Annotated in this window: 18 protein-coding genes and 1 riboswitch; of the genes, 14 read left to right on the top strand and 4 right to left on the bottom strand. The window is 58.1% G+C overall.

The features are described from left to right. Nucleotides 1-125: 125 nt before the first annotated feature. Nucleotides 126-1,727 carry a hypothetical protein gene (locus ACWORE_RS10360; protein ID WP_455303744.1) on the bottom strand — a complete coding sequence of 534 codons (1,602 nt, stop codon included), beginning with the start codon at nt 1,725-1,727 and terminating at the stop codon, nt 126-128. A 112-nt stretch (nt 1,728-1,839) separates the two neighbouring features. On the opposite strand from ACWORE_RS10360, the gene ACWORE_RS10355 reads away from it, so the two are divergent. The 5 genes from ACWORE_RS10355 (at nt 1,840) to ACWORE_RS10335 (ending at nt 6,376) form a co-directional block, all read left to right on the top strand. Further along, nucleotides 1,840-2,379, top strand: coding sequence for a peptidylprolyl isomerase (locus ACWORE_RS10355; protein ID WP_012730722.1), 540 nt, complete (start codon nt 1,840-1,842; stop codon nt 2,377-2,379). A gap of 160 nt (nt 2,380-2,539) precedes the next feature. After that, on the top strand, nt 2,540-3,376 hold the full coding sequence (locus ACWORE_RS10350; protein ID WP_455303743.1) for a rhomboid family intramembrane serine protease: 837 nt from the start codon (nt 2,540-2,542) through the stop codon (nt 3,374-3,376). 107 nt (nt 3,377-3,483) lie between these two features. Further along, nucleotides 3,484-3,717: riboswitch (cobalamin riboswitch) on the top strand. A 259-nt stretch (nt 3,718-3,976) separates the two neighbouring features. Continuing rightward, nucleotides 3,977-4,222, top strand: coding sequence for a CbtB domain-containing protein (locus tag ACWORE_RS10345; protein ID WP_296138643.1), 246 nt, complete (start codon nt 3,977-3,979; stop codon nt 4,220-4,222). 53 nt (nt 4,223-4,275) lie between these two features. Further along, nucleotides 4,276-5,127, top strand: a complete 852-nt coding sequence (locus tag ACWORE_RS10340; RefSeq protein WP_406605333.1) for a CbtA family protein — start codon at nt 4,276-4,278, stop codon at nt 5,125-5,127. A gap of 640 nt (nt 5,128-5,767) precedes the next feature. Further along, on the top strand, nt 5,768-6,376 hold the full coding sequence (locus tag ACWORE_RS10335; protein ID WP_455303742.1) for a histidine phosphatase family protein: 609 nt from the start codon (nt 5,768-5,770) through the stop codon (nt 6,374-6,376). A gap of 19 nt (nt 6,377-6,395) precedes the next feature. Here ACWORE_RS10335 and crgA read toward each other — a convergent pair whose 3' ends face one another. Both crgA and ACWORE_RS10325 read right to left on the bottom strand, forming a co-directional pair. Continuing rightward, nucleotides 6,396-6,668 carry a cell division protein CrgA gene (gene crgA, locus ACWORE_RS10330; protein ID WP_012730727.1) on the bottom strand — a complete coding sequence of 91 codons (273 nt, stop codon included), beginning with the start codon at nt 6,666-6,668 and terminating at the stop codon, nt 6,396-6,398. A gap of 240 nt (nt 6,669-6,908) precedes the next feature. Further along, nucleotides 6,909-8,543: an LssY C-terminal domain-containing protein gene (locus tag ACWORE_RS10325; protein ID WP_455303741.1), complete on the bottom strand. Its 1,635-nt coding sequence runs from the start codon at nt 8,541-8,543 to the stop codon at nt 6,909-6,911. A 358-nt stretch (nt 8,544-8,901) separates the two neighbouring features. Here ACWORE_RS10325 and ACWORE_RS10320 point away from each other — a divergent pair, with 358 nt between their 5' ends. From ACWORE_RS10320 to ACWORE_RS10280, 9 genes are all read left to right on the top strand, one after another. Then, nucleotides 8,902-10,398: a methylmalonyl-CoA carboxytransferase subunit 5S gene (locus tag ACWORE_RS10320; RefSeq protein WP_455303740.1), complete on the top strand. Its 1,497-nt coding sequence runs from the start codon at nt 8,902-8,904 to the stop codon at nt 10,396-10,398. A gap of 43 nt (nt 10,399-10,441) precedes the next feature. Then, nucleotides 10,442-12,025, top strand: coding sequence for an acyl-CoA carboxylase subunit beta (locus tag ACWORE_RS10315; RefSeq protein ID WP_296138629.1), 1,584 nt, complete (start codon nt 10,442-10,444; stop codon nt 12,023-12,025). Nucleotides 12,026-12,035: 10 nt separating this feature from the next. Further along, the gene (locus ACWORE_RS10310; RefSeq protein ID WP_455303739.1) at nt 12,036-12,323 is read left to right on the top strand and encodes a hypothetical protein; all 288 of its coding nucleotides are present in this window, start codon (nt 12,036-12,038) and stop codon (nt 12,321-12,323) included. A 26-nt stretch (nt 12,324-12,349) separates the two neighbouring features. Next, entirely contained in the window at nt 12,350-12,721 is a 372-nt protein-coding gene (locus ACWORE_RS10305; protein ID WP_406605338.1) for a biotin/lipoyl-containing protein, read from the top strand. 323 nt (nt 12,722-13,044) lie between these two features. Next, nucleotides 13,045-13,236, top strand: coding sequence for a CsbD family protein (locus tag ACWORE_RS10300; protein ID WP_041628701.1), 192 nt, complete (start codon nt 13,045-13,047; stop codon nt 13,234-13,236). 101 nt (nt 13,237-13,337) lie between these two features. Continuing rightward, nucleotides 13,338-13,958 (top strand): methylated-DNA--[protein]-cysteine S-methyltransferase, encoded by a 621-nt coding sequence (locus ACWORE_RS10295; RefSeq protein ID WP_455303738.1) that lies wholly within the window; start codon nt 13,338-13,340, stop codon nt 13,956-13,958. Between the two features lie 84 nt (nt 13,959-14,042). Further along, a complete protein-coding gene (lysX, locus tag ACWORE_RS10290) occupies nt 14,043-17,381 on the top strand; it encodes a bifunctional lysylphosphatidylglycerol synthetase/lysine--tRNA ligase LysX (RefSeq protein ID WP_455303737.1) in 3,339 nt (1,112 codons plus the stop codon). A 301-nt stretch (nt 17,382-17,682) separates the two neighbouring features. Then, on the top strand, nt 17,683-22,296 hold the full coding sequence (gene gltB / locus ACWORE_RS10285; RefSeq protein WP_455303736.1) for a glutamate synthase large subunit: 4,614 nt from the start codon (nt 17,683-17,685) through the stop codon (nt 22,294-22,296). Continuing rightward, complete coding sequence (locus tag ACWORE_RS10280) at nt 22,296-23,834, top strand: glutamate synthase subunit beta (RefSeq protein ID WP_455303735.1); 1,539 nt, start codon at nt 22,296-22,298, stop codon at nt 23,832-23,834. The genes gltB and ACWORE_RS10280 overlap by 1 nt, the downstream gene beginning before the upstream one ends. A gap of 17 nt (nt 23,835-23,851) precedes the next feature. Here the strand turns inward: ACWORE_RS10280 and ACWORE_RS10275 are convergent, their stop codons facing one another. Next, a complete protein-coding gene (locus ACWORE_RS10275; RefSeq protein ID WP_406605343.1) occupies nt 23,852-24,460 on the bottom strand; it encodes a malonic semialdehyde reductase in 609 nt (202 codons plus the stop codon). Between the last annotated feature and the right edge of the window lie 682 nt (nt 24,461-25,142).

Raw genomic sequence — 25,142 nt, 5'->3', positions numbered from 1 at the left:
CAAAAACCCGCCATACGCCGGAGCGATATGGCGGGAACCCGACCACCTAGGAAAGCTTCCTAGACGGTGGATCGGGGGTTAGATCGGGCATTGGATCGGGGTTGGACCCGACCGTGAAGATAGCCCTATTTCGTGTCGTCCTTCAGGGCGTGGCGGCCGGCTCCATTCTGGGAGTTGCCCTTACCATTGTTGCCCTTCTTCTGGCCACCGTTGTTCTTCGGCGCGCTGGGCTTCTTGCCACCGTTGTGCGTGGACGCATTGCCCTTGCCAGCGGAGCCTTTACCAGCTTTAGCCTTAGCACTCGGCGCCTGAGGAGCGCTGTTCTTCGTCGCACTGTTCTTGGGAGCGGACTTCTTGCCGTCAGACTTCTTAGCGTCCTTGGCCTTCTTCTCCGCCTGAGCCTTGACGTCCTTAGCTTCCTTCTTCAGGTCTTCCGCCTTATCCTGAGCGGCTTTCTTAACCTCGTCGGCCTTGTCGTCGGCGCGGGAAGCGGCGTCCTTGGCATCAGCTTTAGCCTGCTCGGCTTTATCCGCAGCCCGATCGGCAACGTCGGAAGCAGCAGCCTTCAGGTCCTCCGACTTGTCCTTGGCGGCGTCCTTCAGCTCCTCAGCCTTGCTCTGGGCAGCTTTCTTAACCTCGTCGGTCTTCTCCTTGGCCTGGTCGGCCTTCTCAGCCGCTGCGGCCTGAGCGTCGTCCTTAGCGTCGGCTGCCTTCTCCTTGGCATCCTCCACTTTGTCCTCTTTGCTGTCGGCAGAGGAGTTCGACGTCGGGGTTTCCGTCTTGTACACCAAGCGGGGTTCGTCGTTGTTCTTCGGCGGTTCCGTCGATACGTTCTTGGAGGACCGGGACTTGTACGTTGCCCACCCGCCGGCAACGAGTGCAACGAACAGGACGATAAATAAAGGCTTCTTGCTGCGCTTGGTCTTCTTCCCAGCCGCTTGATCCAGTGAATCGGTCACGGAATCGGGCAGACGATCGCTGACGGAATCAGGCAGGTTGTTCGATGCAGCGGCCGCAACATTGCTGGCGGTCTCTGCAGTTTTGCCCCGCACGTCGGACGCGGTGTCCTGGGCTTTTCCGGCGAACTCGCTCGCTTTGTCTGAAGCCTTGTCCGCGAACTCGCTGGCCTTATCGGTGGCCTTATCCGCGAACTCTGCGGCCTTCTTCTGGAAAGCCTCAGCGCGCTTCTGAAGAGCATCGGCCTTCTTAGCGTTCTGCTTGCGGGCCTTGGAGGCCTTCTTATCCGCCTTCTTCTGAACTTTCTTAGCCTTCTTCTCTGCCTTGGCGCGGGCCTTATTTAACTTCTTGCCAGCTTTATCCGCTTTGTCGGATGCAAGGTCATAAGCGCGTTCGCTCTCTTCGCGGATGCGATCAACGACAGCCACGGCAGTGGGGTTTGCTGAAGCGCGCAGCTGCTCCAGAGTGGACTTCTTCTTTGACATGGCCGAGTTCTCCTTGGATGAGCTTTGGGAGGACGATTTCTTGTCCTTCTTCCCCTTAGCCTCGGAGGAATTATCAGACGACGAATCGTTGGCGTTCTTATCTACCTTACCGTTATCGCCCTGACCACGCGGTTTCCCGGGGTTGGATTCCTTCGCTTTTGCGTATTCAACAAGCCGCTCGACGGGGTCGAAGTCGCGAGCTTCCTTATTGTCTTTTCGCTGTTTGCGGGCATCGGAGAGGTTGCGTGCCGCGCGCAAAAACATGGTTGTGTCCGAGGAGTTCATGGTTCTTCCTTAGTGGTTCCTTACCGGTTTCTTGGTCAGGGGCGGATCTTTATAACGTGTCTTTTACTACTGTAGTGGGGTGAGGGGGCGGTTCGTCTAGTAACTACGTACAATGAGTGTCGTGAGTACGCAGAAGACAGCAACCGCGATTTTGCACACTAATCGCGGCGATATTTCTATCGACCTCTTCGGTAATCATGCTCCCCAGACCGTCGATAATTTTGTCGGGTTGGCTAAGGGCACGAAGGATTACTCGGAGCGCAATGCTTCGGGTGGAGAAGAGGGCCCGTTCTACGATGGTGCAATTTTCCACCGCGTCATCGACGGTTTCATGATCCAGGGTGGGGATCCGACTGGCACAGGCCGGGGTGGCCCCGGTTACCGCTTTGGTGACGAATTTCACCCTGAACTGCAGTTTGACCGCCCGTACTTGTTGGCCATGGCGAATGCCGGCCCGGGTACCAACGGTTCCCAGTTCTTCATCACCGTCGCACCGACGCCGCACCTGAACAACCACCACACCATTTTTGGTGAGGTCACCGATGCGGATTCTCAGAAGGTCGTCGACACGATCGCGGAAACGAAGACAGATCGCTTCGACCGTCCGCTGGACGACATCGTGATTGACTCCGTGGAGATCGTCGAGAACTAGTTTGTCCCGCCGGCTAGATTGAGCCGCCGGCTGTGTGTTGTCGGCAATCTATTTAGTACCGACAATTAACGACGATTGACGACGAGTAACGCGGTGACCGTGTCAGTACCTGTAGCGTTCCGGTACGTGTACTGCGTTGGTACGTGTAACGTGTGATGACGTGCTGACACGGACGATTCGCCAAACCCCTGTGACCTCGGGCGCGCTGATTGCCTGCATCGTTGTGTACCTGGTGACCGTTGTGCAATCCGGGTCCCTCGAGGGCAACACGCATGAATCGTCCTTAGCGGCGTCCTGGTGGCTGTATCTACCCGCGCTGACGCCCGACAACGAAGCTCTCCTCCGTGGTCTGACTTTCAGTTTTCTCCACTCCGGTTTGACGCATCTCTTGTTCCATGGGGTGATGCTGTGGGTGTTCGGGGTCGGCATCGAGCGTACCTACGGTTCGCTGGCGATGGCGATCATCTTTGCGGGCACAAGCTACGGGTCAGCCGCCATGATCCAGTGGCGCGACCCCCTGTCCCTGACCGTGGGGGCATCCGGAGTGATCTATGGCCTGATGGCCGTCGCCGCAGGCATGTATCTGAACAATAAACCGCAGATGAGAGCGCTTATCGTCCTCATTGTGGTGAACTTGGGGTATTCACTAATCACTCCGGGCATCTCCTTGTGGGGGCACATTGGGGGATTGCTGACGGGTGCCCTGATGGCCATCGCGATCTACGGAGCACAGATTGTGACCGGTATTCGCGGGCCGGGCCGACGCGTGGGACGGTTCGTCGCTGCTGGTCTAGGCACTGCGGGTATGGCGCACGGTGTTGGCTCGATGTCGAATGGCGCCTCATTGCTCGGTGGTGCTGGAGGCCCCATGATGGGTGCCGGTGGGTTGCAGCGAAGGCTTATCGCGCGACTGTCAGCGTCGGTAGCTGTGTTTGTGGTCGGTTGTGGAGCGATGGTGGTTTACATCGCACAGGTTCACTCCGCTTTTGGTGTTTGAGGGCACTGCACCTTCAAGAGCGCTGGAGCATCTGATCCCGACGGGCACGATCCCGGGGTAATTGTTCGAATTGGGTGGGTTTACCGGTGAAAATTAGCATCTGGGTTACCAAAAGGCGGGGATAGGGTCTAGAGTTGGTATGTACAAGACGATGAGGAACCCGGTGAGAATCCGGGGCGGTCGCGCCACTGTGACTTCGTTAGCGGTTGGGTAGTACGCCTGGTCAACCTGGTCGTTCCAGGAAGAGACAGCCCAATTATTGGATCCGCTGGGGTGAAAACTTCAGTTTGTGATTGTGCCTAACGAAGCAGCCAGATACTCGCGTTTTGTATTTACTTTCTTTGTTACGCGTCATATCAAAAGGAGTTGCTGCTGTTGGCTGATTTATATTTTTCTCTTGTGAAAGTAGGCGGAGATTAGTTCACGCCCATCACAAATTTCTCAAACTAGGATAATTCTTTTCATCTAGTGTTGTTACTCCATAAGGGAACGCCCAGGCAGGCGCGTGGTCTCGTATGCCAGGGCGTTTCTTCACTTTCAGTATTGAGGTCTACACTCGCGTAGGAATACACATTTTTTCCGGAAGAGGAAGTGTTCTTTATGACTGATTCATCACTTCATGCCGCTCAGCCAACCTCCGCATCTCGCACGTCGGCACGTTCGCTTGCAGAAGCCATCGATGTTCCTTCGTCATTTGTGTGGTTATTCTCTGCATTGGTTATTGGCCTGTTGGTGTACTACTTCGTTGGTATTGACCAGGGGGCTACCAGTGTCTTTGGTAACGACATGCACATTCATGAGTGGGTACACGATTCCCGCCACTTCTTGGGATTCCCCTGCCACTAATCTTCGCGTCATCACCAGTTTGCCTTGGTGGACGCCCGTATTTGGAGTTAAAAATGGAACGCCAATTCGTTCTACGTTGCGGGGGTTTCGGTTTACTTGCCGGACTTTTGTCGTTCATTTTCGCCAGGCTGTGGGCGGAGCCAATCACCGGTCGGGCCATTGATTATGAAAGTGGACGTGACGAAGCCCAAGAAGCCCTCGATAAAGCCGCTGGTATCGCCACTGGTGGCGATGAGACTGAACTGTTCAGCCGCACAATTCAATCGACCGTGGGTATCGGTACTGGCATGGTCCTTATGGGGCTAGCCCTAGGCTTGCTATACGCGGTAGTGTTCAGCCTTTACCTCCGATACGCCAAGCCGACCAACATCCGGGGCGCGGCTATTGGGGTTGCAGCCGCGATGTTTGCCTGCCTCTATGTCGTGCCATGCTTGAAGTACCCGTCGAATCCGCCGGCTGTCGGTAACCCGGATACGATTAAACAGCGCACGTGGCTTTTCCTCACGATGATTGTCGCGTCTGTGGTCGTCATGATCGGGGTTGTTTTCCTGCACAAGGTTCTGTCCGCGCGCATGGATTCATGGGTTGCTTTCCTCATCTCCGCAGTTGTTTTTGCAGTCATAATGTACGCGTTTAGCCGGTTACTTCCACCCTTGGGGCACCTGCAGGCCAACATTGATGAACTTGGTCGACATAATTCCGAGACACCTCTTCCCCTGAGAGACTCGGATGGGAAGATTGTGTATCCAGGGTTCCCAGCGGATGATTTGTATTATTACCGTCTCTACTCATTCATGGCCCAATGCATCCTCTGGGGTGTGATTGGATTTGGCACGGCCTTGGTGTCGAAGAAGGCTATTAATAAGGCCGCCCTTCAGGCTGAAAAAGAAAAAGTCGCAGCCTAAATTTAGACCTCACAACCGTTCCGCGTAGCTATGTAGTGCAATACGTAGCTACGCGTTGTCATATTGGTAGATATGTCGTGTGTACCGGTATATCTGTGGGTTCATCGGGATTTGTGACCTGTCTGTTCCGATACCGGCCGGTACACAGTTATTTAGGCGCCAACATAGCTTGCAGACAAACGACGAAGACCTTATTGTGAGAAGTAGCACCACCGTATGGTGGTGGTTTAAAAAGTAGGCCACCGTGCTGCTACACGATGACCTACTCGGGGCAAACCCCTCTTAGCAGAGCTTCTCGATCAAATCGAATAAAGCTGCTAAGTGGCCAGCCAAAGGCCCATATTTCAAAGCCAGGGCGAGGATCCGTACGATCACGGCCCTGGCTTTGCTTATGCCTTCCAGCCAGCCTTTATGGCCTCTGGAGATAATGAGGTATTTCGACAAAGTAGAACGCCCTATGCCCAACGGGTGGGTTACCCGTGCTTGTGGAACACCCGGATCGGTTGCCGATCCATCGAGACTACGAGAGAAGTCCGTTTACACGGGTGGCCGTTCCACACCCATAATTGGCCAGGGTATACGATGCATCAATGAAAAGGCCGCCTCGTGGTGGGACGCTCTCAGTGGGATAATCCTTAGTATGAGGCGTTTTCATCGGCAGGGCCACACGACCATCCGCGTGGTGCGGCTCATCGTTGTCTCGGCACCGCTCGCGAACGCACATCTGCCGCGGTTCGCGTCGTCAGAAGACACAGTTCGGTGGGCAGAGTACCGGCATACGCTGCGTCGTTACGAGGAATTCAGTGATATTAACGACGCGGGTTCGGGCACGGAAGACGTGGCCAAATCCACCTCATCGCGCGTTTTCGTGGGCAACCCTGGCCCCTGGGATGTAGGGGAGTGGGCGGGAAAGCCTTTGCCCCTCGTATCGCCATTGAAGATTGCGCAGTGGAGGAAAAACCCGGACTACGTCGGACATGAAGGGGAATCCCTACGCACTTATATCGATCGCGTGGCGGCCTGGGCTGACGGGCTAGAGCCAGGGGAATACGTCACGGTAAGCGACCAATCGCTGGGGCGCGCACTACTCGTCCATGCCCTGGACGCCCCGCCCGACGCTTTTTGGCACTGCGACATTCCCCCCGAGTGGCAGATGCGATTCCACCGTCGCCGCAGCGGCGACAAAGAAATGTGGACCCTTCGCGGCCTTGCACCCATCGATTCAGGGGCATCTGGAATGCTGCGATGAGCCCGTCACACAGTTGTGCTTATTTCCATCCCATAGTCATTAAAAGTCCGACGACGAAAAGCCCGAAACCGATGGCGTAGTTCCATGCATTCAGGTCCTGCATGAACGGGATTTGTGGCCCAGCGATGTAGTTGACCACCAGCCATAGGAGCCCAGCAATGATGAAGCCGAACATGATGATGCGGTACCACAGCGGGGTGGACGCATTGTTGAGCTTGACGGGGGTACGGGTAGACGTCGATGACGACGCAGGCCTCGACTCTGAGGACTCAGTTACCTTTGACTTCGGCATATCAACCTTTCTGACTCCGCGTAGCAGCGCATGAACGATGGTGTTGCCTGCCATGCAAGGTTAAGGGCAGCGCATACATCGGCGGTATGTGGCCCTGTTACACGATGTCGTGGACTCCGACATAACAGCTTCAGCGTCACCATAATACGGTAATGCTGGTGAAACCACTGACATGGTGCCGGTAGAGCAGTGGTATGGCGCTAGTTACAAGGCACCGTGGCACCATAATTGTTGGTGAGCCTACCGCGAATGATCATCAATCGGAAGATGGATTTTTCTCACCGGCCCCCACACGGCGGCTGGTTCGTGGCCACGTATCCAGTTGCGAACGTCGTCGGAAGATAGGGCTAGCAGGGCAATAATGGTTGCTGTTGTGAGCAGTAGGTTGTTGTGACCAGCTGCGATCATGCGCATTCCATTGCGATCAAGGATTGAGATCACGATGGCTATGGTGAGGAACAACATTAGAGCGTCGCGTGCGTGAGTAAAACCGCCGAGCGTGAGCAGAACCAAAATCAGAGTGCCTAACGTTAGTAAGCCGACGTACCACTGCGTTGCGACGTAGGCGGTGTGGTGGCTGAAACCCATGTCCTGCAAGGCGCCGGGGATAAAACGGTGCTGGTCTGCTTTGTATAGCAGGACGACGCTTTGCCACGCGACGACGAGGAACAGCATCCCCATGGACAGCATCAGGTTCGGTGGCCTCGGTGTGCGTTGCGCATTCTTTGGACGCCGGGCAGCACGCTCCTCATCGGAAATGTCGTCGTCATAGTGCGTGGACGCCCGGCCAGTGTAGCGGGTTCCGTTGATCGTCGAGTCCACATTGTCCGAGCCGCGTGCCGTGAGTGGCTCAGTATCACTGCTTTCCTCGACGGCGTTTCCTGCTGTGGCTTTCCGTGCCTCGGCGTTTTCAGAATCGGTAATATCCGACGAAGCATCCGCCCCGATATCATCGGGCAGCTCCTCGGACGTTTCCTCCGCACTAGCACCGTCGTCACCGTGTGGACCAGAGTGTAACCCGACCCTACTGACGTCGACAATGGGAAGATCCCCATCGGTATGTATTTTGTCGCCGCCGCCGTTGACATGGTGATAGCCCGTCGAGAAATCCTCAATCATGGATACCGAACTCTCGGGGACATAAGAACGAACCGTCGATACGACGTGATCGCGTTCCCTATCAATATCGGCAGCAATGCGGTGGGTTACTTGTAAGGTGAAAAAGCTAACGCCGACGGCTGTGTCGTAGCTGGCGGAGCCCACCCAGTCCACGCGGTGACCACCGGGAAGCGGCCAGTCTTTGGGGCATCGCCAGAGCCGAATGTGGTGTCGTCGGGAGGGAGAACCATCCACTTCCTGCTGGTAGGCGAGGTCTTGCTCACGATCGAAGAGGATCAGCGGACTCACCGGCGCCGCGGGATAGGACGCGCGAGTGATGGAGCTCCAGACAATTTTTGCCGACGACCGAAACGTCACCGGATCTGCCACCGTCCAGCCCGCTTCAGTCATCGAGCGGTGGAGCTGCTCGGCAGTGCCGTCGAACGCGATATTAACCGGATCGCCCAGAAGCCCATCCGAAGTCCGAGTGCGCCCGATGAAGTAGTTGGGGACGTAAATCCGCGTCAAAATTCGATGAAGCCGGGGGGGTGTGAGGTACGCAATCACACCCCACGCAGGGATAATCAATAGCAACCGAAAGTCTAAAACGAAGCTAAGTTTGAAGTATTCCCCCGCTAACCAGATGGCAGCTAAACCTGCGAGCAGGAAAAATGTGTTATCGATCCGCTTTTCCCGTGGCGTACGGGAAGAAAACTTGCGCATCGACGTCAAATCACTGGCATGCGACCACATCGACGACAAAGATGGCATAGCCATACCCTAGTAAAACCATGTGCGCTCTGTACTAATCTGCCTCGCGGTAATCACTAACCCACCGCGCGGGGATCTGGTGGGTAGAAAACAGCGTGGGTATATGCCGGAATGTGATCAATTGCTCCTGAACGTGATCGAAGATAAGAACAATGCCTGTTTCTTGCGCGTAAGGCCCCCGGAACGGGGTACCGTCGTCGCATAAAAACAGCAACGCACCGTCGCAAACCTGAATATTTATGACAAGAAAGGACGCGACGCCCCCCTTCAAGTTGGGTTAATCACTGTTCAAGTCCAAGAGTGCGGTAAGTCACGACGGTGAGTTGTGGTGCAACAGCCAACAAATCGGCTTAACGTAGTGGCCATGACCACGCGAAAAATTGGAGTGACCGAACTGGCTCTGCGTGATGCTCACCAGAGCCTCATGGCAACACGCATGGCCCTCGAAGACATGGTCGATGCCTGTGAGGATATAGACAAAGCCGGGTATTGGAGCCTGGAATGCTGGGGCGGCGCAACCTTCGACGCCTGCATCCGCTTCCTAAACGAAGACCCGTGGGAGAGACTGCGCACATTCCGCAAGCTCATGCCCAACTCACGCCTTCAGATGCTGCTTCGCGGCCAGAACCTTCTGGGATACCGTCACTACGAAGACGGCGTCGTCGATAAGTTTGTTGAAAAATCCGCTGAAAACGGCATGGACGTCTTCAGGGTTTTCGACGCGCTCAACGATCCCCGCAACCTCGAGCACGCCATGCAGGCTGTGAAGAAAGTGGGCAAGCACGCGCAAGGCACCATCTGCTACACCGTGTCCCCACTGCACGACGTGCAGGGCTACATTGACCTAGCAGGACGCCTGCTGGACATGGGCGCGGATTCGATCGCGCTCAAAGACATGGCTGCGCTGCTCAAACCACAGCCCGCGTACGATATCATCCGTGGCATCAAGGACACCTATGGCGACGATACGCAGATCAACGTCCACTGCCACTCCACCACCGGCGTCACGATGGTCACCCTCATGAAGGCCATTGAAGCAGGTGCGGATGTTGTTGACACCGCCATTTCCTCCATGTCCCTCGGGCCAGGGCACAACCCCACCGAGTCTCTCGTCGAAATGCTCGAAGGAACCGACTATGAGACCGGGCTCGACATGGATCGGCTCATTAATATCCGCGACCACTTCAAAACAGTGCGCCCGAAGTACGCGGAGTTTGAGTCGAAAACACTGGTCAACACCAATATTTTTCAATCGCAGATTCCGGGCGGAATGCTCTCCAACATGGAATCGCAGCTCAAAGCCCAGGGCGCGGGCAACCGTATCGACGAGGTCATGAAAGAAGTCCCCGTCGTTCGGAAAGCTGCCGGATACCCGCCGTTGGTGACGCCATCGTCCCAGATCGTCGGCACCCAGGCCGTGTTCAACGTGCTGATGGGCCGCTACAAAGTACTCACGGCTGAATTCGCCGACCTCCTCCTCGGGTACTACGGCGAAGCACCAGGTGAGAGGGATGAAGACCTCATCGAGCAAGCCAAGAAGCAGACCGGTAAAGAGCCCATCACCGAGCGTCCTGCTGACCTCCTTGAGCCCGAATGGGACAACCTGGTTGAGGAAGCTGACAAACTCGACGGCACCGACGGGTCCGACGAAGACGTCCTCACCAACGCCCTGTTCCCGCAGGTCGCGCCGGGATTCTTTAAGACTCGCCCTGACGGCCCGAAGAACGTTGGCAAGACTAAGGAACAGCTCGAGCGCGAAGAGGCGAAGGCTTCCGGCGACGCCACTGCCATCCGCGAACCGATTACGTACAAAGTCACCACAGGCGGCCGCAGCCACACTGTCTCCGTGGAACCCGCATAAACCAGTTGATCACCGCGAAAGACAGCAGAAACGGAGCAAATAAATGAGTGAGCAACCTCACGATCCCAGCATGCCTGAGCGCCTCGAACAGCTGGAAGAAGAAAGAAACCGCATCCGCCTCGGCGGCGGGCAGGCACGCCTGGACAAGCAGCACGACCGCGGCAAGATGACCGCCCGCGAGCGCATCACCAAGCTTGTCGACGAAGACACGTTCCAGGAAACCGGAATGTTCGCCAAGCACCGGACAACGCACTTCGGGATGGATAAGGCCGATGCCCCCGCCGACGGCGTTGTTACCGGGTCCGGTGCGGTCTACGGACGGCCAGTCCACATCGCATCCCAGGACTTCAGCGTCATGGGTGGGTCAGCTGGCGAAATGCAATCCAACAAAGTAGTCGCCATGATGAAGGCCTCCGCGACCACCGGCACCCCCTTCGTCTTTATCAACGACTCCGGCGGAGCCCGAGTCCAGGAAGGCATCGATTCCCTCTCTGGATACGGCCGTGTGTTCTACAACAACGTGTTGCTCTCCGGACTCGTACCGCAGGTCTCCATCATCGCCGGCCCGTGCGCTGGTGGTGCGGCCTACTCGCCGGCACTGACGGACTTCATCATCCAGACCCGCAAGGCCAACATGTTCATCACCGGCCCCAAGGTCATCGAGTCCGTGACCGGCGAAAAAGTCACGGCCGACGAACTCGGTGGTGCCGATGCCCACATGAGCACAGCGGGCAACATTCACTTCGTCGCCGACGATGACGAGCAAGCCATCCTGATCGCGCAGAAGCTCCTGAGCTTCCTGCCGCAAAACAACACCGAAGAGCCGCCCATCGTCGATCCGGACGAGGTTGTCGAGCCCGACGAATCCCTCCGCGATATCGTCCCCGTCGATGGCCGCAAGGGCTACGACGTCCGCGATATCATCCGCAAGATCGTCGACTACGGCGACTTCCTCGAGGTCCAGGCCGGATACGCCCAAAACCTCGTGGTCGGATTCGCCCGCGTCGTTGGCCGGACAGTCGGTATCGTCGCCAACCAGTCGCAAGTGATGTCCGGCGTTCTGGACATCAACTCGTCGGACAAAGGCGCAAGCTTCGTTCGCTTCTGCGACTCCTTCAATATTCCGCTCCTCACCCTCGTCGACGTCCCCGGCTTCATGCCCGGCGTTGCGCAAGAGCATGGCGGAATCATTCGCCACGGTGCGAAGATGCTGTTCGCCTACTCGGCAGCGACCGTGCCGAAGCTGACCGTGGTCCTCCGCAAGTCCTATGGCGGATCGTACCTGGCCATGTGCTCGAAGGACCTGGGCGCGGACCGTGTCTGGGCATGGCCCACCGCAGAAATCGCGGTCATGGGTGCCGACGGAGCGGTGAACGTCGTCTTCCGCAAGGAAATCAAGAAAGCCCAGGAAGAGGGTGGCGACGAAGCCGCTGCAGCAAAGAAGAGCGAACTCGTCCAGCTCTACAAAGACACCTTCTCGACGCCATACATGGCGGCGTCCCGAGGCCTCGTTGACGACATCATCGACCCCGCGGACACACGTCGCGAAATTGCTCTGGCCCTGGAGCTGCTGACCAACAAGCGTGAGAACCGGCCGTCCAAGAAGCATGGCCTGGCCCCCAACTGATCGGAGAAGCATGAACACAGACAATGCATCCTCTGCTGAACTCAGTCAGTTGTTGGCCCGCCTGTCCAACCAGGTGGAAAAGCTCTCCCGCAACGTCACCAAGCTCGAAAATGAAGTTGCGGCACTGAAACAGCGCTCTGACGAGGAAATTCCTGAAGATGTCTTGATTGGGATCAGTGCGGCCGTATCCGCCTACATGGGTAACCGCGGAACCGTGCGCGCAGTTCACTTCTTGCGCCATCGTAGCTGGTCACAGCAAGGTCGGCAGGCAGTTCAGCACAAGGCGAAATGGCAATAAGCCACGAATAGAAGGAACCCGAAAGAATGAAACTGACAGTTACCGTCAACGGCGTCCCCTATTCCGTGGACGTAGAAGTTGAACACGAAGACCGCCCCACACTTGGCACCATCATCACTGGTGGCAACAGCAACGGGCCAACACCCACCGCGCCGACCACCTCATCTGTTCAGGGTGTCAGCGCCAATTCAGTCACGGCACCTTTGGCTGGTTCCGTCAGTAAAGTGCTTGTTGAGGAAGGTCAAGCCATCACGGCCGGCGAAGTGATCGTCGTCCTTGAAGCCATGAAGATGGAAACCGAAATTACAGCCCCCATCGACGGCACCGTCACCGCGCTTCACGTGCAACCCGGCGACGCCGTTCAGGGCGGACAGTCTCTGCTGGAGATCGGGGACTAAAGCCTGCATCTTGGCTGGCACTGCTGCCCTGGTTGCCCCGGTTGCCGGAATGGAGCACCACCTGCTCAGGTACCGAAATAGTCACAAATTCGTAGGAAATACCTGGCAACCATCAGTGGTGCGAAATCCGTAGTAAAGTGTCTTGGTGTAAGGCGATGTGCATACGAGCGTGCCATCACCGCCGCCCGACTGCGGGAGTTATCCACGCAGACAAGTGGCGACGGTGGCCATGTCGCGATATAAGGACCCCGCTCTTATGAGCGCGGGTTACCCGACATAGATCCGCTCGTTGCGTCGCAAAACTAGAACAGAAGGAGAAGCCTATGGGTATTTCTGACGACATTAAGAACAAGGCAGACGAATTTGGCGGAAAGGCCAAAGAAGCTGCCGGTGACGTTACTGACAACAAAGACCTCAAGGCCGAAGGCAAAGGCGATCAGGCCGAGTCCAAGATCAAGCAGGGCATCGAGGACCTGAAAGACAAGGCCTCTGAGTTCCTCAACAAAGACAAGTAAGTCGAGGACTCACCCTATGAGGTCCTAACCGATTTCACAGCCGGGTTATGAGCGCAGATGCGCTGGTGACCCGGTTTTTAATGCCCACTATCGTTGTCCCCATGAACCACCGGAGCACATCCATGTCCGTCGGATACAGTGACGATCACCATGACGAGCTGACCTATCGGACACAACGTTTCCCCACGCCATTCGGCGACATCGATGTCACGATCAACGACCACGCCATCGTGGCATCGCACTACATCATGGGTCCGGGCACCACGGATCCCGACATCGCTGATCCTGCTGCCGCGTCGAGCATGAGCAAAGCCCAACGCCACCTTTTTACACAGATCGGCGAGCAGCTCGACGAGTACTTCAGCGGAACACGACAAGCGTTTACTCTGCCGATGAGTATCGAGGATGGCCCCATCGAGTTCACGAAGTCCGTGCGTGAAGAGATGAGCCACATTTCGCCCGGTGACGTGCTCACATATGGCGAGTTGGCCGAAGCCGCCGGTCGGCCGCGAGCTGCGCGCGCAGTCGGATCAGTATGCAGAACCAACCCCATCCAGCTCTTCATTCCCTGCCACCGGGTCGTCGCGGCTGGGGGCTCTCTCGGCGGGTACATGGGAGGGGCCCGCGGCCTCGTCCTCAAACAACAGCTACTCGAAAGGGAAGGCGTCCCCTTTACTACAGATGGGAAAATCGATTTCCGTGAACTGGGTCGTCGGCGATAAACGCAGTTTCACTGACCAATCATAGGTACGCGCCAACGACTGCTAGTCTCACAAGGAAATCACAGGATATTAGGGGACAATTCTATGGCTACAGGTTCAGGGCGGGTGCAAGATAAGACTGTGTTCGCCACGTTTATCAAAAGATTCCCGCCGTTTTTTGGCATCTTGCTCGCTGTGTATTCATTCATCGCGCTTCTGTTCAGCGCGGTCAGGCCGGTCCGGCATCAGCTGCAGAGCATCCGGGAATTCTTCGACTACGTGATCCTCCCCATGCCAGGGGTGTCAATATCATGGGCCCTCGCCCTCGGTCTACTGGCAGGAGCGATTCTCGCCCGCAAACGCTTGGCCTGGTGGGTCAGCGTTATTCTCCTCGCGATCCTGAACATCGAGAACATCCTGCTTTTCGTGCTGGGAGTTAACGGCTACGACATAGGCAGCACGGTCACGACGGTTGAGCTCAACGTTGGATTCATCGTCCAAGCAGTCATGCTCATCGGCCTCCTGGCTACCCGCTCCGCCTTCCCGGCGCGAACACGACACGCGGCCATCAGGAAGGCCCTCGCGGTCTATATCATCGGGGAAGGCCTGGTCACCGCCAGCGGATGGCTACTCGTCGAACTTTTCCCGCATACCCTGTCCCGCGGTAATCGTCTGCAATGGGTTCTCAACAAGTCCTTCGCCTTCTCGTTGGTCGACCAAAAGTTCTTCGGCGGCCACCCGGAATGGATCGTGTCATTTGTCATCACCCTGGCCAGCGCGATCATTTTCCTCCTGTCCGTGTGGACCCTTTTCCGCAGCCAGCGCGACAACAATGCTCTTACTCCTGACGACGAGACGGCCATCCGCGCCATGATTGCCCGCTGGGGAGAGGACGATTCTCTGGCGTACTTCGCGACGCGACGCGACAAATCTGTCATCTATTCACCTGACGGGCGGGCAGCGGTCACGTACCGCGTCGAACTGGGAGTATGTATTGCGTCGGGAGATCCCATCGGCAACCCTGCTGCCTGGGATCAAGCCGTCGATGCGTGGCTTCACCAGGCAGTGATGTACGGGTGGACCCCGGCGGTGATGGGGGCATCCGACCGAGGCGCGCACTGTTATTCATCCCACGGACTACAAACCCTCCGGTTGGGCGACGAAGCCATCATCTACACCGATAGCTTTTCCCTGAGCCAGCCCGAGTTTAAGGCAGTGCGTCAGGCCGTCGCCCGGGCTCGACGAGCAGGCGTGACCGTGCGGATCCGTCGCCATGGCGAACTAATCGATGAAGAGATGGTCCGTGTCCAGCGTGACGCCGACGCATGGCGCGACACCAACAACGAACGCGGCTTCTCTATGGCGCTCTCGCGGCTGGGGGATCCTGCCGATTCAAATAACCTCCTGGTCGAAGCCATCCAAGACGCCCACCATTCACCCACCGGCGTAGCCCGACGCGTCGGAGAACTCTCCTTCTCCCCGTGGGGGCGCACTGGGGTGTCATTGGACCTCATGCGTCGATCACCCGACTCACCCAATGGCACCGTGGAAATCATGGTGTCGGAGCTCTGCAACGCCGGTGTGGACGTCGGAGTAACACGAATTTCGCTGAATTTCGCCATGTTCCGCCAGGTCTTTGCGACGGCCCATGAGCTCGGCACCGGTCCCGTCATGCGCCTGTGGAGGAGCCTCCTGGTCTTCCTGTCGCGATGGTGGCAGATGGAAGCGCTCTACCGATCCAACGAAAAATACAACCCCACCTGGGCACCCCGATACATTTGCTTCAAAGACAACCGCGCCATCGCCCGCGTCGGATTGGTGTCCGGCATCGTTGAAGGGTTCGTACCCGCACCCCTGTCGCGTCGTAAACCCCCACTGACCCCCGTCGGATCGGTGAAACGAGAAGGCGCCGCCGAAGCGCTCGAGCTCGCACCCCGCCTCATGGAGGAGGCGCGCGCCGGGCGTGCAGTGCACCATCGTCGCTCGGAACAGGTCGAAGTGCGTCTGGAAAAAGCCCAGCGTTTGCGTGAGGAAGGGGTGAGCCCGTGGCCTACTGCCATTCGTCCGACGCATACCTGTGCGCAGATTGCCGGCATGGATGATGATGTTGCCGCCTCAATTTCCGGCCGTATTATTGCCCGGCGCGACTTTGGAGGCGTCATGTTCCTCCAGCTCCATGACTGGTCGGGCGACACACAGGTGATCATCGAAAAAGCCCGGTGCAGCGATTACGAGGCGTGGCGCAAGGATCTTGACCTTGCCGACATTATCCGAGTTGAAGGCGAAAAGGGTGTCTCTCGGAAGGGTGAGCCGTCGCTTCTGGCCGACCGTATCCGATTTGAAGCGAAATCCTTGCACCCGCTGCCCAACAAAACGGACGGGCTGACCGATGCGGAAGCGCGGGTGCGGTCCCGGCATATCGATCTGACTGTGAATGCTGAGTCGCGCCGGGCGCTGACGGCGAGGTCCGCCGTGCTGCACTCGATGCGGTGCGACCTGCATACTTCGGGGTATTTGGAGGCAGAAACCCCCATTTTGCAGCCCATCCATGGTGGTGCGAATGCACGGCCATTTATTACGCACATCAACGCGTACAACATGAACTTGTATCTGCGCATCGCCCCCGAGCTATTCTTGAAGCGGCTCATGTGTGGCGGAGTGGATCGTGTCTTTGAGTTGGGCCGCGAGTTCCGCAACGAAGGCGTCGATGCCACGCACAACCCGGAGTTCACATCATTGGAAGCGTACGACGCCCACGGTGACTACGAAACAATGATGACCCTGACCCATGAGCTCATTGTGAACGCGGCCACCGCGGTGCATGGGAAACCCATCGTGACGGCACCCGGCGGCATCATGGTCGATATTTCTGGCGAGTGGCCCGTGAAATCCGTGCTCGACGCTATTACCGAGGGCGCGCGGGCGGACGGAATATGGGACGGACCGGTTATTTCGGTGGATACGCCACGCTCAGAATTAGATGCCCTGATGGAACGGGCGGGCATGCCACTGCGCCCAGACGCTGACGATGGCACCATTATCGAAGAGCTCTACGACGAATTCGTGGAGTCACGGACGAAATTCCCCACGTTTTATAAGGACTTCCCGGTGTCCGTTTCCCCATTGACACGTCGGCACCGCAGCAAACCAGGGTTAACGGAGCGCTGGGACCTCGTGGCGTGGGGCGTCGAACTGGGTACCGCGTACTCGGAGCTGACCGATCCCATTGATCAGCGTCAGCGGTTAGAGGAGCAATCGCTCCTTGCCGCCGGTGGGGACCCCGAAGCTATGGAGTTGGATGAGGAATTTCTTCGCGCTTTGGGATTCGGTATGCCCCCGACCGGTGGTCTGGGTATCGGCGTGGACCGTATAGTTATGCTGATTACGGGGTCCACGATCCGCCAGTCACTGGCCTTCCCACTTGTTAAGCCTGATAACAGCTGACATAACCACTACATCCATGAAACGTCTAGGAAACATTGCTGAAACATTCATGATGTATAGGTAGTAGGGCCGAACGTGGAGTTCACCACCCATGTGATCCTCCTGCGATAAAGTAACAATCTACCCCTGAAATAAACGAGAAAGCCCACGTCGCATTAGCACTGGGCTCGGCCTCTCCCGGTTGACCCCGTGCGAGACCCCTGATCCTATTCACTGTGGACAACCCCGCAAGTGGTAGATCTCACCGACCGACCACGGCTAACCAGGCTCGTTACAGCCATGTGAACGAAAAGGCGACCAGATGACGACTGTTCCCTCACGCCAGGGTCTCTACGACCCATCCTTTGAGCATGACGCCTGTGGCGTCGCGTTCGTTGCCAACATGCACGGTGACAAAAGCCGCGACATCGTCGACAAAGGAATTCAAGCACTTGTTAATCTCGAGCACCGCGGTGCTGCAGGTGCCGAGAAAAACACCGGTGACGGTGCCGGGATTCTGATTCAGGTTCCGGACGCTTTTTACCGCCGTGAAATGGCCAAGCAGGACATTGAACTCCCACCCGCCGGCCAATACGCGACCGGCATCGCCATGCTGCCAGCTGCTCGCATGGCAGCGCTCGACGCAGTGCGCTACGTCGAAGGCATCATTAAAGAAGAAGGTCTGACGCTCATCGGTTGGCGGGATTGCCCCGTCGACGATTCATCAATCGGTGCCATGGCCAGGGACGCGATGCCGCTGTTCCACCAGGTCTATATTTCGGGAACCAAGGGCGACGGCACCCCCCTCGAGGGCATTGACCTGGACCGTGCCGTGTGGTTCGTTCGCAAGCGGGCCGAACGCGAACTCGGCAGTAAGGGTGCTGGTGCCGGATCGGGCGAGGAGACCGTGTATTTCCCCTCGTTGTCCGCCCGGACCGTTGTCTACAAAGGTATGCTGACCACCCCGCAGTTGCGGGAATTCTACCTTGACCTGCAGGATCCCGAGGTTGAGTCGGCCATTGCTGTGGTCCACTCTCGTTTCTCAACGAATACCTTCCCGTCCTGGCCGCTGGCCCACCCCTACCGCATGGTTGCCCACAACGGTGAGATCAACACTGTTCGCGGTAACGAGAACTGGATGCGCGCCCGCGAAGCCGTGATCGATTCCGAGGTGCTGGGCCCCATCGACCGCGTCCTCCCGATCTGTGACCCGGGTGGTTCCGATACGGCCCGTTTCGACGAAGCCCTCGAGCTTCTGCACCTTGGCGGGCGGTCCTTGCCACACGCGGTGCTCATGATGATCCCGGAGGCCTGGGAGCATAACGCCGATTTATCCGACGACGTCCGCGCCTTTTATGAGTACAACTCGTGCCTGATGGAACCGTGGGACGGCCCCGCTGACGTCGTCTTCACCGACGGCACGGTTATTGGCGCCGTCTTGGACCGCAACGGTCTACGCCCTGGTCGTATTTGGATTACCGACGACGGTCTGGTCGTCGGCGCGTCCGAAGTGGGAGTCCTGCCCATCGACCCAGAACACGTGGCGGAACGTACCCGTGTGAAGCCGGGCGAGATGTTCTTGGTGGACACCTCCCAGGGACGCGTCGTCCCGGACGAGGAGATCAAAACTGACCTCGCCTCCCAGGCGCCCTATGGCGAGTGGGTCTCGCACAACCTTGTGCGCAAGACGGATCTTCCGGATGCGGATTACCACTGGATGCCTCACCACCGAGCCGTATTGCGCCAGCGCGTGTTCGGTTTCACGCAGGAGATCGTGGACATCATCGTCAAACCCATGGCCCTCAATGGTGCAGAGGCCATTGGCTCGATGGGCACCGATACGCCGATCGCGGCGCTGTCCGACCACCCGTCGTATCTGTTTGACTTCTTTAAACAGCGGTTTGCACAGGTCACGAACCCTCCGCTGGATTCCATCCGTGAGAAACTCATGACCTCGCTGTTCACTCACTTGGGTGCGCAGCGGGACATCATGCACCCGGATGCTGACGCGGCGAAGCTCATTCACCTCGACGACCCCATTTTGCGTAACCGTGATTTAGCGCGGCTGGTTCACGCCAACGATGGTGGCGACTTTCCGCAGTTCGACGTCGCTATTATTTCCGGGTTGTATGCCGTGGCTCATGGTGGTCGCGGAATTCAGGAAGCTTTGCGACGCATCCGTCGGGAGGTGTCGGACGCGATTGCCGACGGTAAAACGCTGATCGTGCTGAGCGACCGCGAGTCGGATGAGCGGTTTGCGCCTATTCCGTCGCTGCTCTTGACCTCCGCTGTTCACCAGCACTTAGTGCGTGAGCGGACGCGTACCCGGGCGTCCTTGATCGTGGAGGCGGGCGATGTGCGCGAGGTCCACGATATCGCCATGCTGATCACCTTTGGTGCCGACGCCATCAACCCCTACATGGGCTTTGAGACGATAGATGAGCTGCGTAAACAGGGCTCCCTGGGCGATATGGATCTCGAGACCGCGTTCGATAACTACACGAAAGCGGCGGTCAAGGGCCTGCTCAAGGTGATGTCGAAGATGGGCATCGCCACTGTGGCGTCGTATCGCGGGGCCCAGCTGGCCGACGTCGTGGGCCTGAACCAGGAATTCCTGGATGAATACTTCACGGGTAGTTTCGCCCCGATCGGCGGCGTTGGTTTGGAGGCCATTGCGGAGGCCGTCGGGGACCGCCACCGTGAAGCGTTCTTGCCCCGCCCTGAGGAGCAGGCTCACCGCGAGCTGGAATTGGGCGGCGAGTATAAGTGGCGTCGTGAGGGTGAATACCACCTGTTCAACCCGGAGACGATTTTCACTCTCCAGCATGCGACGCGCACGGGCCGCTACGAGATCTTCAAGCGGTACACGGAGAAGGTCAATAATCAGGCCAAGCGGCTGGCCACGATCCGCGGGTTGTTCAAGTTTAACCCCAATCGTCCGCCGGTGGATATTGACGAGGTTGAGCCGGTGAGCTCCATTGTCAAGCGCTTTTCGACGGGCGCGATGTCGTACGGCTCGATTTCCGCCGAGGCCCACCAGACCTTGGCCATCGCGATGAACCGTCTGGGCGGTATGTCCAACTCCGGCGAAGGCGGCGAGGATTCCGACCGCTTCACGAAGGATCCGAACGGCGATTGGCGCCGCTCCGCCATCAAGCAGGTGGCGTCGGGCCGGTTCGGCGTGACAAGCCACTATCTGAATAACTGCACGGACATCCAGATCAAGATGGCCCAGGGCGCCAAGCCCGGCGAGGGCGGCCAGCTGCCCCCGCACAAGGTGTACCCGTGGATTGCGGAAGTGCGTATTACCACTCCCGGCGTGGGGCTGATTTCGCCGCCGCCGCACCACGATATTTATTCCATTGAGGACCTTGCCCAGCTTATTCATGACTTGAAGTGTGCCAATCCGGATGCGCGGATCCATGTGAAGTTGGTGTCGGAGCAGGGCGTTGGCACGGTTGCCGCGGGTGTGTCCAAGGCGCACGCGGATGTGGTGCTGATTTCCGGCCACGACGGCGGCACCGGTGCCTCTCCTTTGGGGTCCCTGAAACACGCGGGCGCCCCGTGGGAGTTGGGCTTGGCGGAGACGCAGCAGACCTTGCTGATGAATGGTCTTCGCGACCGGATCACCGTGCAGTGTGATGGCCAGCTGAAAACCGGGCGTGACGTCGTCATTGCTGCCCTGCTGGGCGCGGAAGAATTTGGTTTTGCGACGGCTCCTCTGGTGGTCGAGGGCTGCATCATGATGCGCGTGTGCCACTTGGACACCTGCCCGGTGGGCGTGGCCACGCAGAACCCGGACCTGCGGGCGAAGTTCAGCGGCCGCGCCGAGTACGTCGTGAATTTCTTCCAGTTCATCGCGGAGGAAATCCGTGAGTACATGGCGGAGCTCGGTTTCCGCACCATCGACGAGATGGTCGGCCATTCCGAGATCCTGGGCGTGAACCGTGAGGTCGCGGATAGGCACCCGGATGCGGCGAAGCTCGACCTCTTGCCGATTTTCGCGCAGCCGGACAGCCCGTTCATGTATCAGGACAAGCACTGCACGAAGGAACAGGACCACTCGCTGGACAAGGCGTTGGATAACCAGATTATTCGCGACGCGCGCGAGGTTATCGACGCGAAAGGCGAGTGCGAACCCCTCGAGCTGTCGTACCGGATCTCCAACGTGGACCGCTCCGTGGGCGCCATGGTCGGCTCGGAGATCTCCCGCGTCGGCGGCGCCGACGGCCTGCACGAAGGCGCCTTGACCGTGGAATTCGAGGGATCCGCAGGTAACTCCTTCGGCGCATTCTTGCCCCACGGTGTCACCCTGGCCCTGACCGGCGACGCGAACGACTACGTCGGTAAGGGATTGTCAGGTGGACGCATTGTCGTGCGCCCCGACCCGCACTACGCGTCGGCCGTGGAGAAGGCCGGCCGTGACGTGTCGGGCGACATCATCGCCGGCAATGTTATTGGTTATGGCGCGACCTCTGGCGAGTTGTTCGTCCGTGGCACGGTGGGCGAGCGCTTCTGCGTCCGTAACTCGGGTGCGACTGCTGTTGTTGAGGGTATCGGTAACCATGGGTGCGAGTACATGACAGGTGGCCGCGTGGTTGTCCTTGGTTATGTGGGCCGCAACTTTGGTGCTGGTATGTCGGGTGGCATTGCTTTCCTTCCTGACGACGGTATCCCCGCTGGTCAAGGCGGTATCCGTGATCGTATCGATACGGCGCTGGCTGATATTGAGGAACCCACCGTGGAGGACGTGGCCTGGCTGGATCAGACTGTTGCAAGTTATCGGGAGTGGACTGGTTCGACGACACCAGTCGGCACATTTGTGAAGGTGATGCCACGGGATTACCGCCGTGTGCTCACGATTATGGAGAGTTGTCAGGCTCAAGGACGAGATGAGGCAGCAACTGCCGAGGCGATTATGGAGGCTGTGCACTGATGGCTGACCCACATGGATTTCAAAAGTATTCCCGCCACGACAAAGCCCATCGGCCGGTTCCGCTTCGGCTGTTGGACTGGCATGAGGTGTACGAAAAGCAGGACCTAACGGATCTGCGCCAGCAGGCAACTCGGTGCATGGATTGCGGGATCCCCTTCTGCCACGACGGTTGCCCGCTGGGGAACATCATCCCGGAGTGGAACGATCTGGTCCGTTTAGGCCGGTGGCGTGAGGCCTTCGACCGCCTTCACGCGACCAACAACTTCCCGGAATTCACGGGCCGTTTATGCCCCGCGCCGTGTGAAGGGGCATGCGTTCTAGGTATCAACGATGATCCCGTCACGATCAAGAATGTCGAGTTAGAAATCGTCGAATATGGCTTTGAGCATGACTTTGTGAAACCAGTTCGTCCTTCATTCTCGACGGGGCAGTCGGTCGCCGTGGTGGGCTCCGGCCCGGCCGGGTTGGCGGCTGCCCAGCAGCTCACCCGCGCGGGCCACGATGTCACCGTGTTCGAGCGCCATGACCGCTTGGGTGGTCTGATGCGCTACGGGGTGCCCGAGTACAAGATGGAGAAGAAGTGGATCAACCGCCGCCTAGAACAGATGGTGGCGGAGGGAACCCAGTTCCGCACCAACCTTTCTCCGTCCGTGAGCGACCTCCAAGGCTTCGATGCCGTGGTTTTGGCGATCGGTTCGACCATCGGTCGTGACCTACCCATTGAGGGCCGTGATTTAGAGGGTGTCTACCAGGCAATGGAGTACCTCCCGGAGGCCAATAAGGTCCAGGAAGGGGACAGGGACGTATCGACGATCGACGCTCATGGAAAGAACGTCGTGATCGTCGGTGGTGGTGACACGGGAACGGACTGCTTCGGGACGGCATTGCGCCAGGGCGCGAAGAGCGTCGTGCAGTTCGATATCGGCCCGAAGCCGCCGCGGACACGGGCGGCGTCGACGCCGTGGCCAACCTTTCCCCGTAAGCTTCGCGTGGCGTCTGCTCACGAAGAGGGCGAGTATGGGGTCTCCGGCGAGGAAGAAAAAGAGCTCGTAGAGAAGCTCGGCCTGGACGCCCGCGTGAAGGGACATCCGCTGGGTAACCGCCAGTGGAAAACGAACACGGTGGAGTTCATCGGCTCCGACGGAAAGATCACTGGGTTGAAGGGCACCCTGGTGGACCGCATCCCGGAAGGCACTATCCCCATCGAGGGTTCCGATTTCGAGATCGACGCGGACCTTGTGCTGCTTGCTATGGGCTTCGCGTCTGTGGACCGCGCCGGGATTGTCGACGAATTGGGTTTGGAGATCGACGGCCGTGGACGGATTGTTCGCGACGAGCACTTCCGGGCAGAGGTGCCGCTCTCGGCTGGATTCCGGGCGCCAGTGTTTGTTGCTGGCGACGCGGGGCGCGGGCAGTCCCTCATCGTGTGGGGTATCTCGGAGGGGCGCTCGGCCGCTGCCGCGGTGGATCGCCAGCTCATGGGTGAGTCCAGTTTGCCGGCCGCTATCGTGCCGACGGATGTGCCGATGCGGGCGTAGCCGGGATGCGGTGGTGGCTAGTCGGCGACGCGGAAAACGTCGGCGTCGCCCATGCGTGGGCCCCGTGCGTGGTGCGAATCGGTGTCTGCAGGTACCCCGGCGATAATGACCATGATGGCTTGTTCGCCGTCGCGGAGGAATTCCTTGGTGACGGCATCGGCGTCAAAACCACCCATCGGGCCAACACCTAATCCGACAGCGCGGAGGCCCAGGATGAAATAGGCCGCTTGCAGATTGGCGGATTGAAGAGCGACGGCAGTGCGTGCTTCTTCATTGTTTTCGTACATGTCTCGGGGGCCGTTGCCGCCGGCGGGGAACTGCTGGGGTAGGTTGTTGTGGAAATTCGTGTCCGCAGCCATGATGAACGCGAGGGGCGCCTTTTCGGTCTTGGCTTGGTTGCTGCCCATCATGTGTGGGACGAGGCGGGAGCGCTTGTCTTTGGGTACCTCTATGATGCGCAATGGTTGGCTGTTCATGGAGGTCGGACCCCATTTGATGAGGTCGCGTACGGATTTGATGACCTCGGGATCGATGCTGGTGTCTTCAAATGCGCTGGTCGTGTGGGCATCCCGAAAAAGGACGTTGAGGGCTTCGTCGTTAATAATGAATGGTGCTGTAATTGACATGTCATTTATGACTACGCGGATGGGGAGGGCGTGTCAACCGGAATATGCCCTGGAGGTTGATCGTGGGTTTATGGTCGTGGGTTTAAAGCGGTACCTTCCGGTTGAATTCCCGCATGAGCCAGGTTTATTCGACCGGAGTCGGTTAAGTGAACAGCGCGGGTCGGCCTAATACGTTTGACCCACCCCATCTCGAAGAATGCTGGGCACAGCTCTTTATCAAGCGACCCCGCCATATGGAACTGTCGTTCGGCCGAGTCCATACACGGCGTAGCAGTTAAGGAATCCGGGTGAGAAAGTCCCCACGGGGGAAAGCAATTCGCAGCCCGTGGCCGTAAGTTCCTTTTCGGACAGTTGTTTGCTCTTTCATTGTTTTTCAAGACGTATCGTGGCTAAGAACCGATTATCGCCGGGCTTGCCCTGACTCCCCATGCATGCAGTGCCGTTGTCGCTTCTCCTTTGGGTGGCCGGGCGGCAGCTCACATTGGTGCATTTCCAGGTATGTTAATTGGGCTTCTGATTGGAACAATTGGATTCGGAAGCTTAGTCGTTTTGTCCTCGACGACGCCATATCTTTTGACCGCCATCATCTCCTTTATTGCCGGATTTGGGATGGCATTCGCGATGCCTGCTGCTACATCCGCAGCTGTGACTACGGCACTGCCTTCGTACACAGGTGTGACTA

Source organism: Corynebacterium sp. c7Ub_26 (genome assembly GCF_053760365.1).
This window is presented reverse-complemented; position numbering and strand designations above follow the sequence as displayed.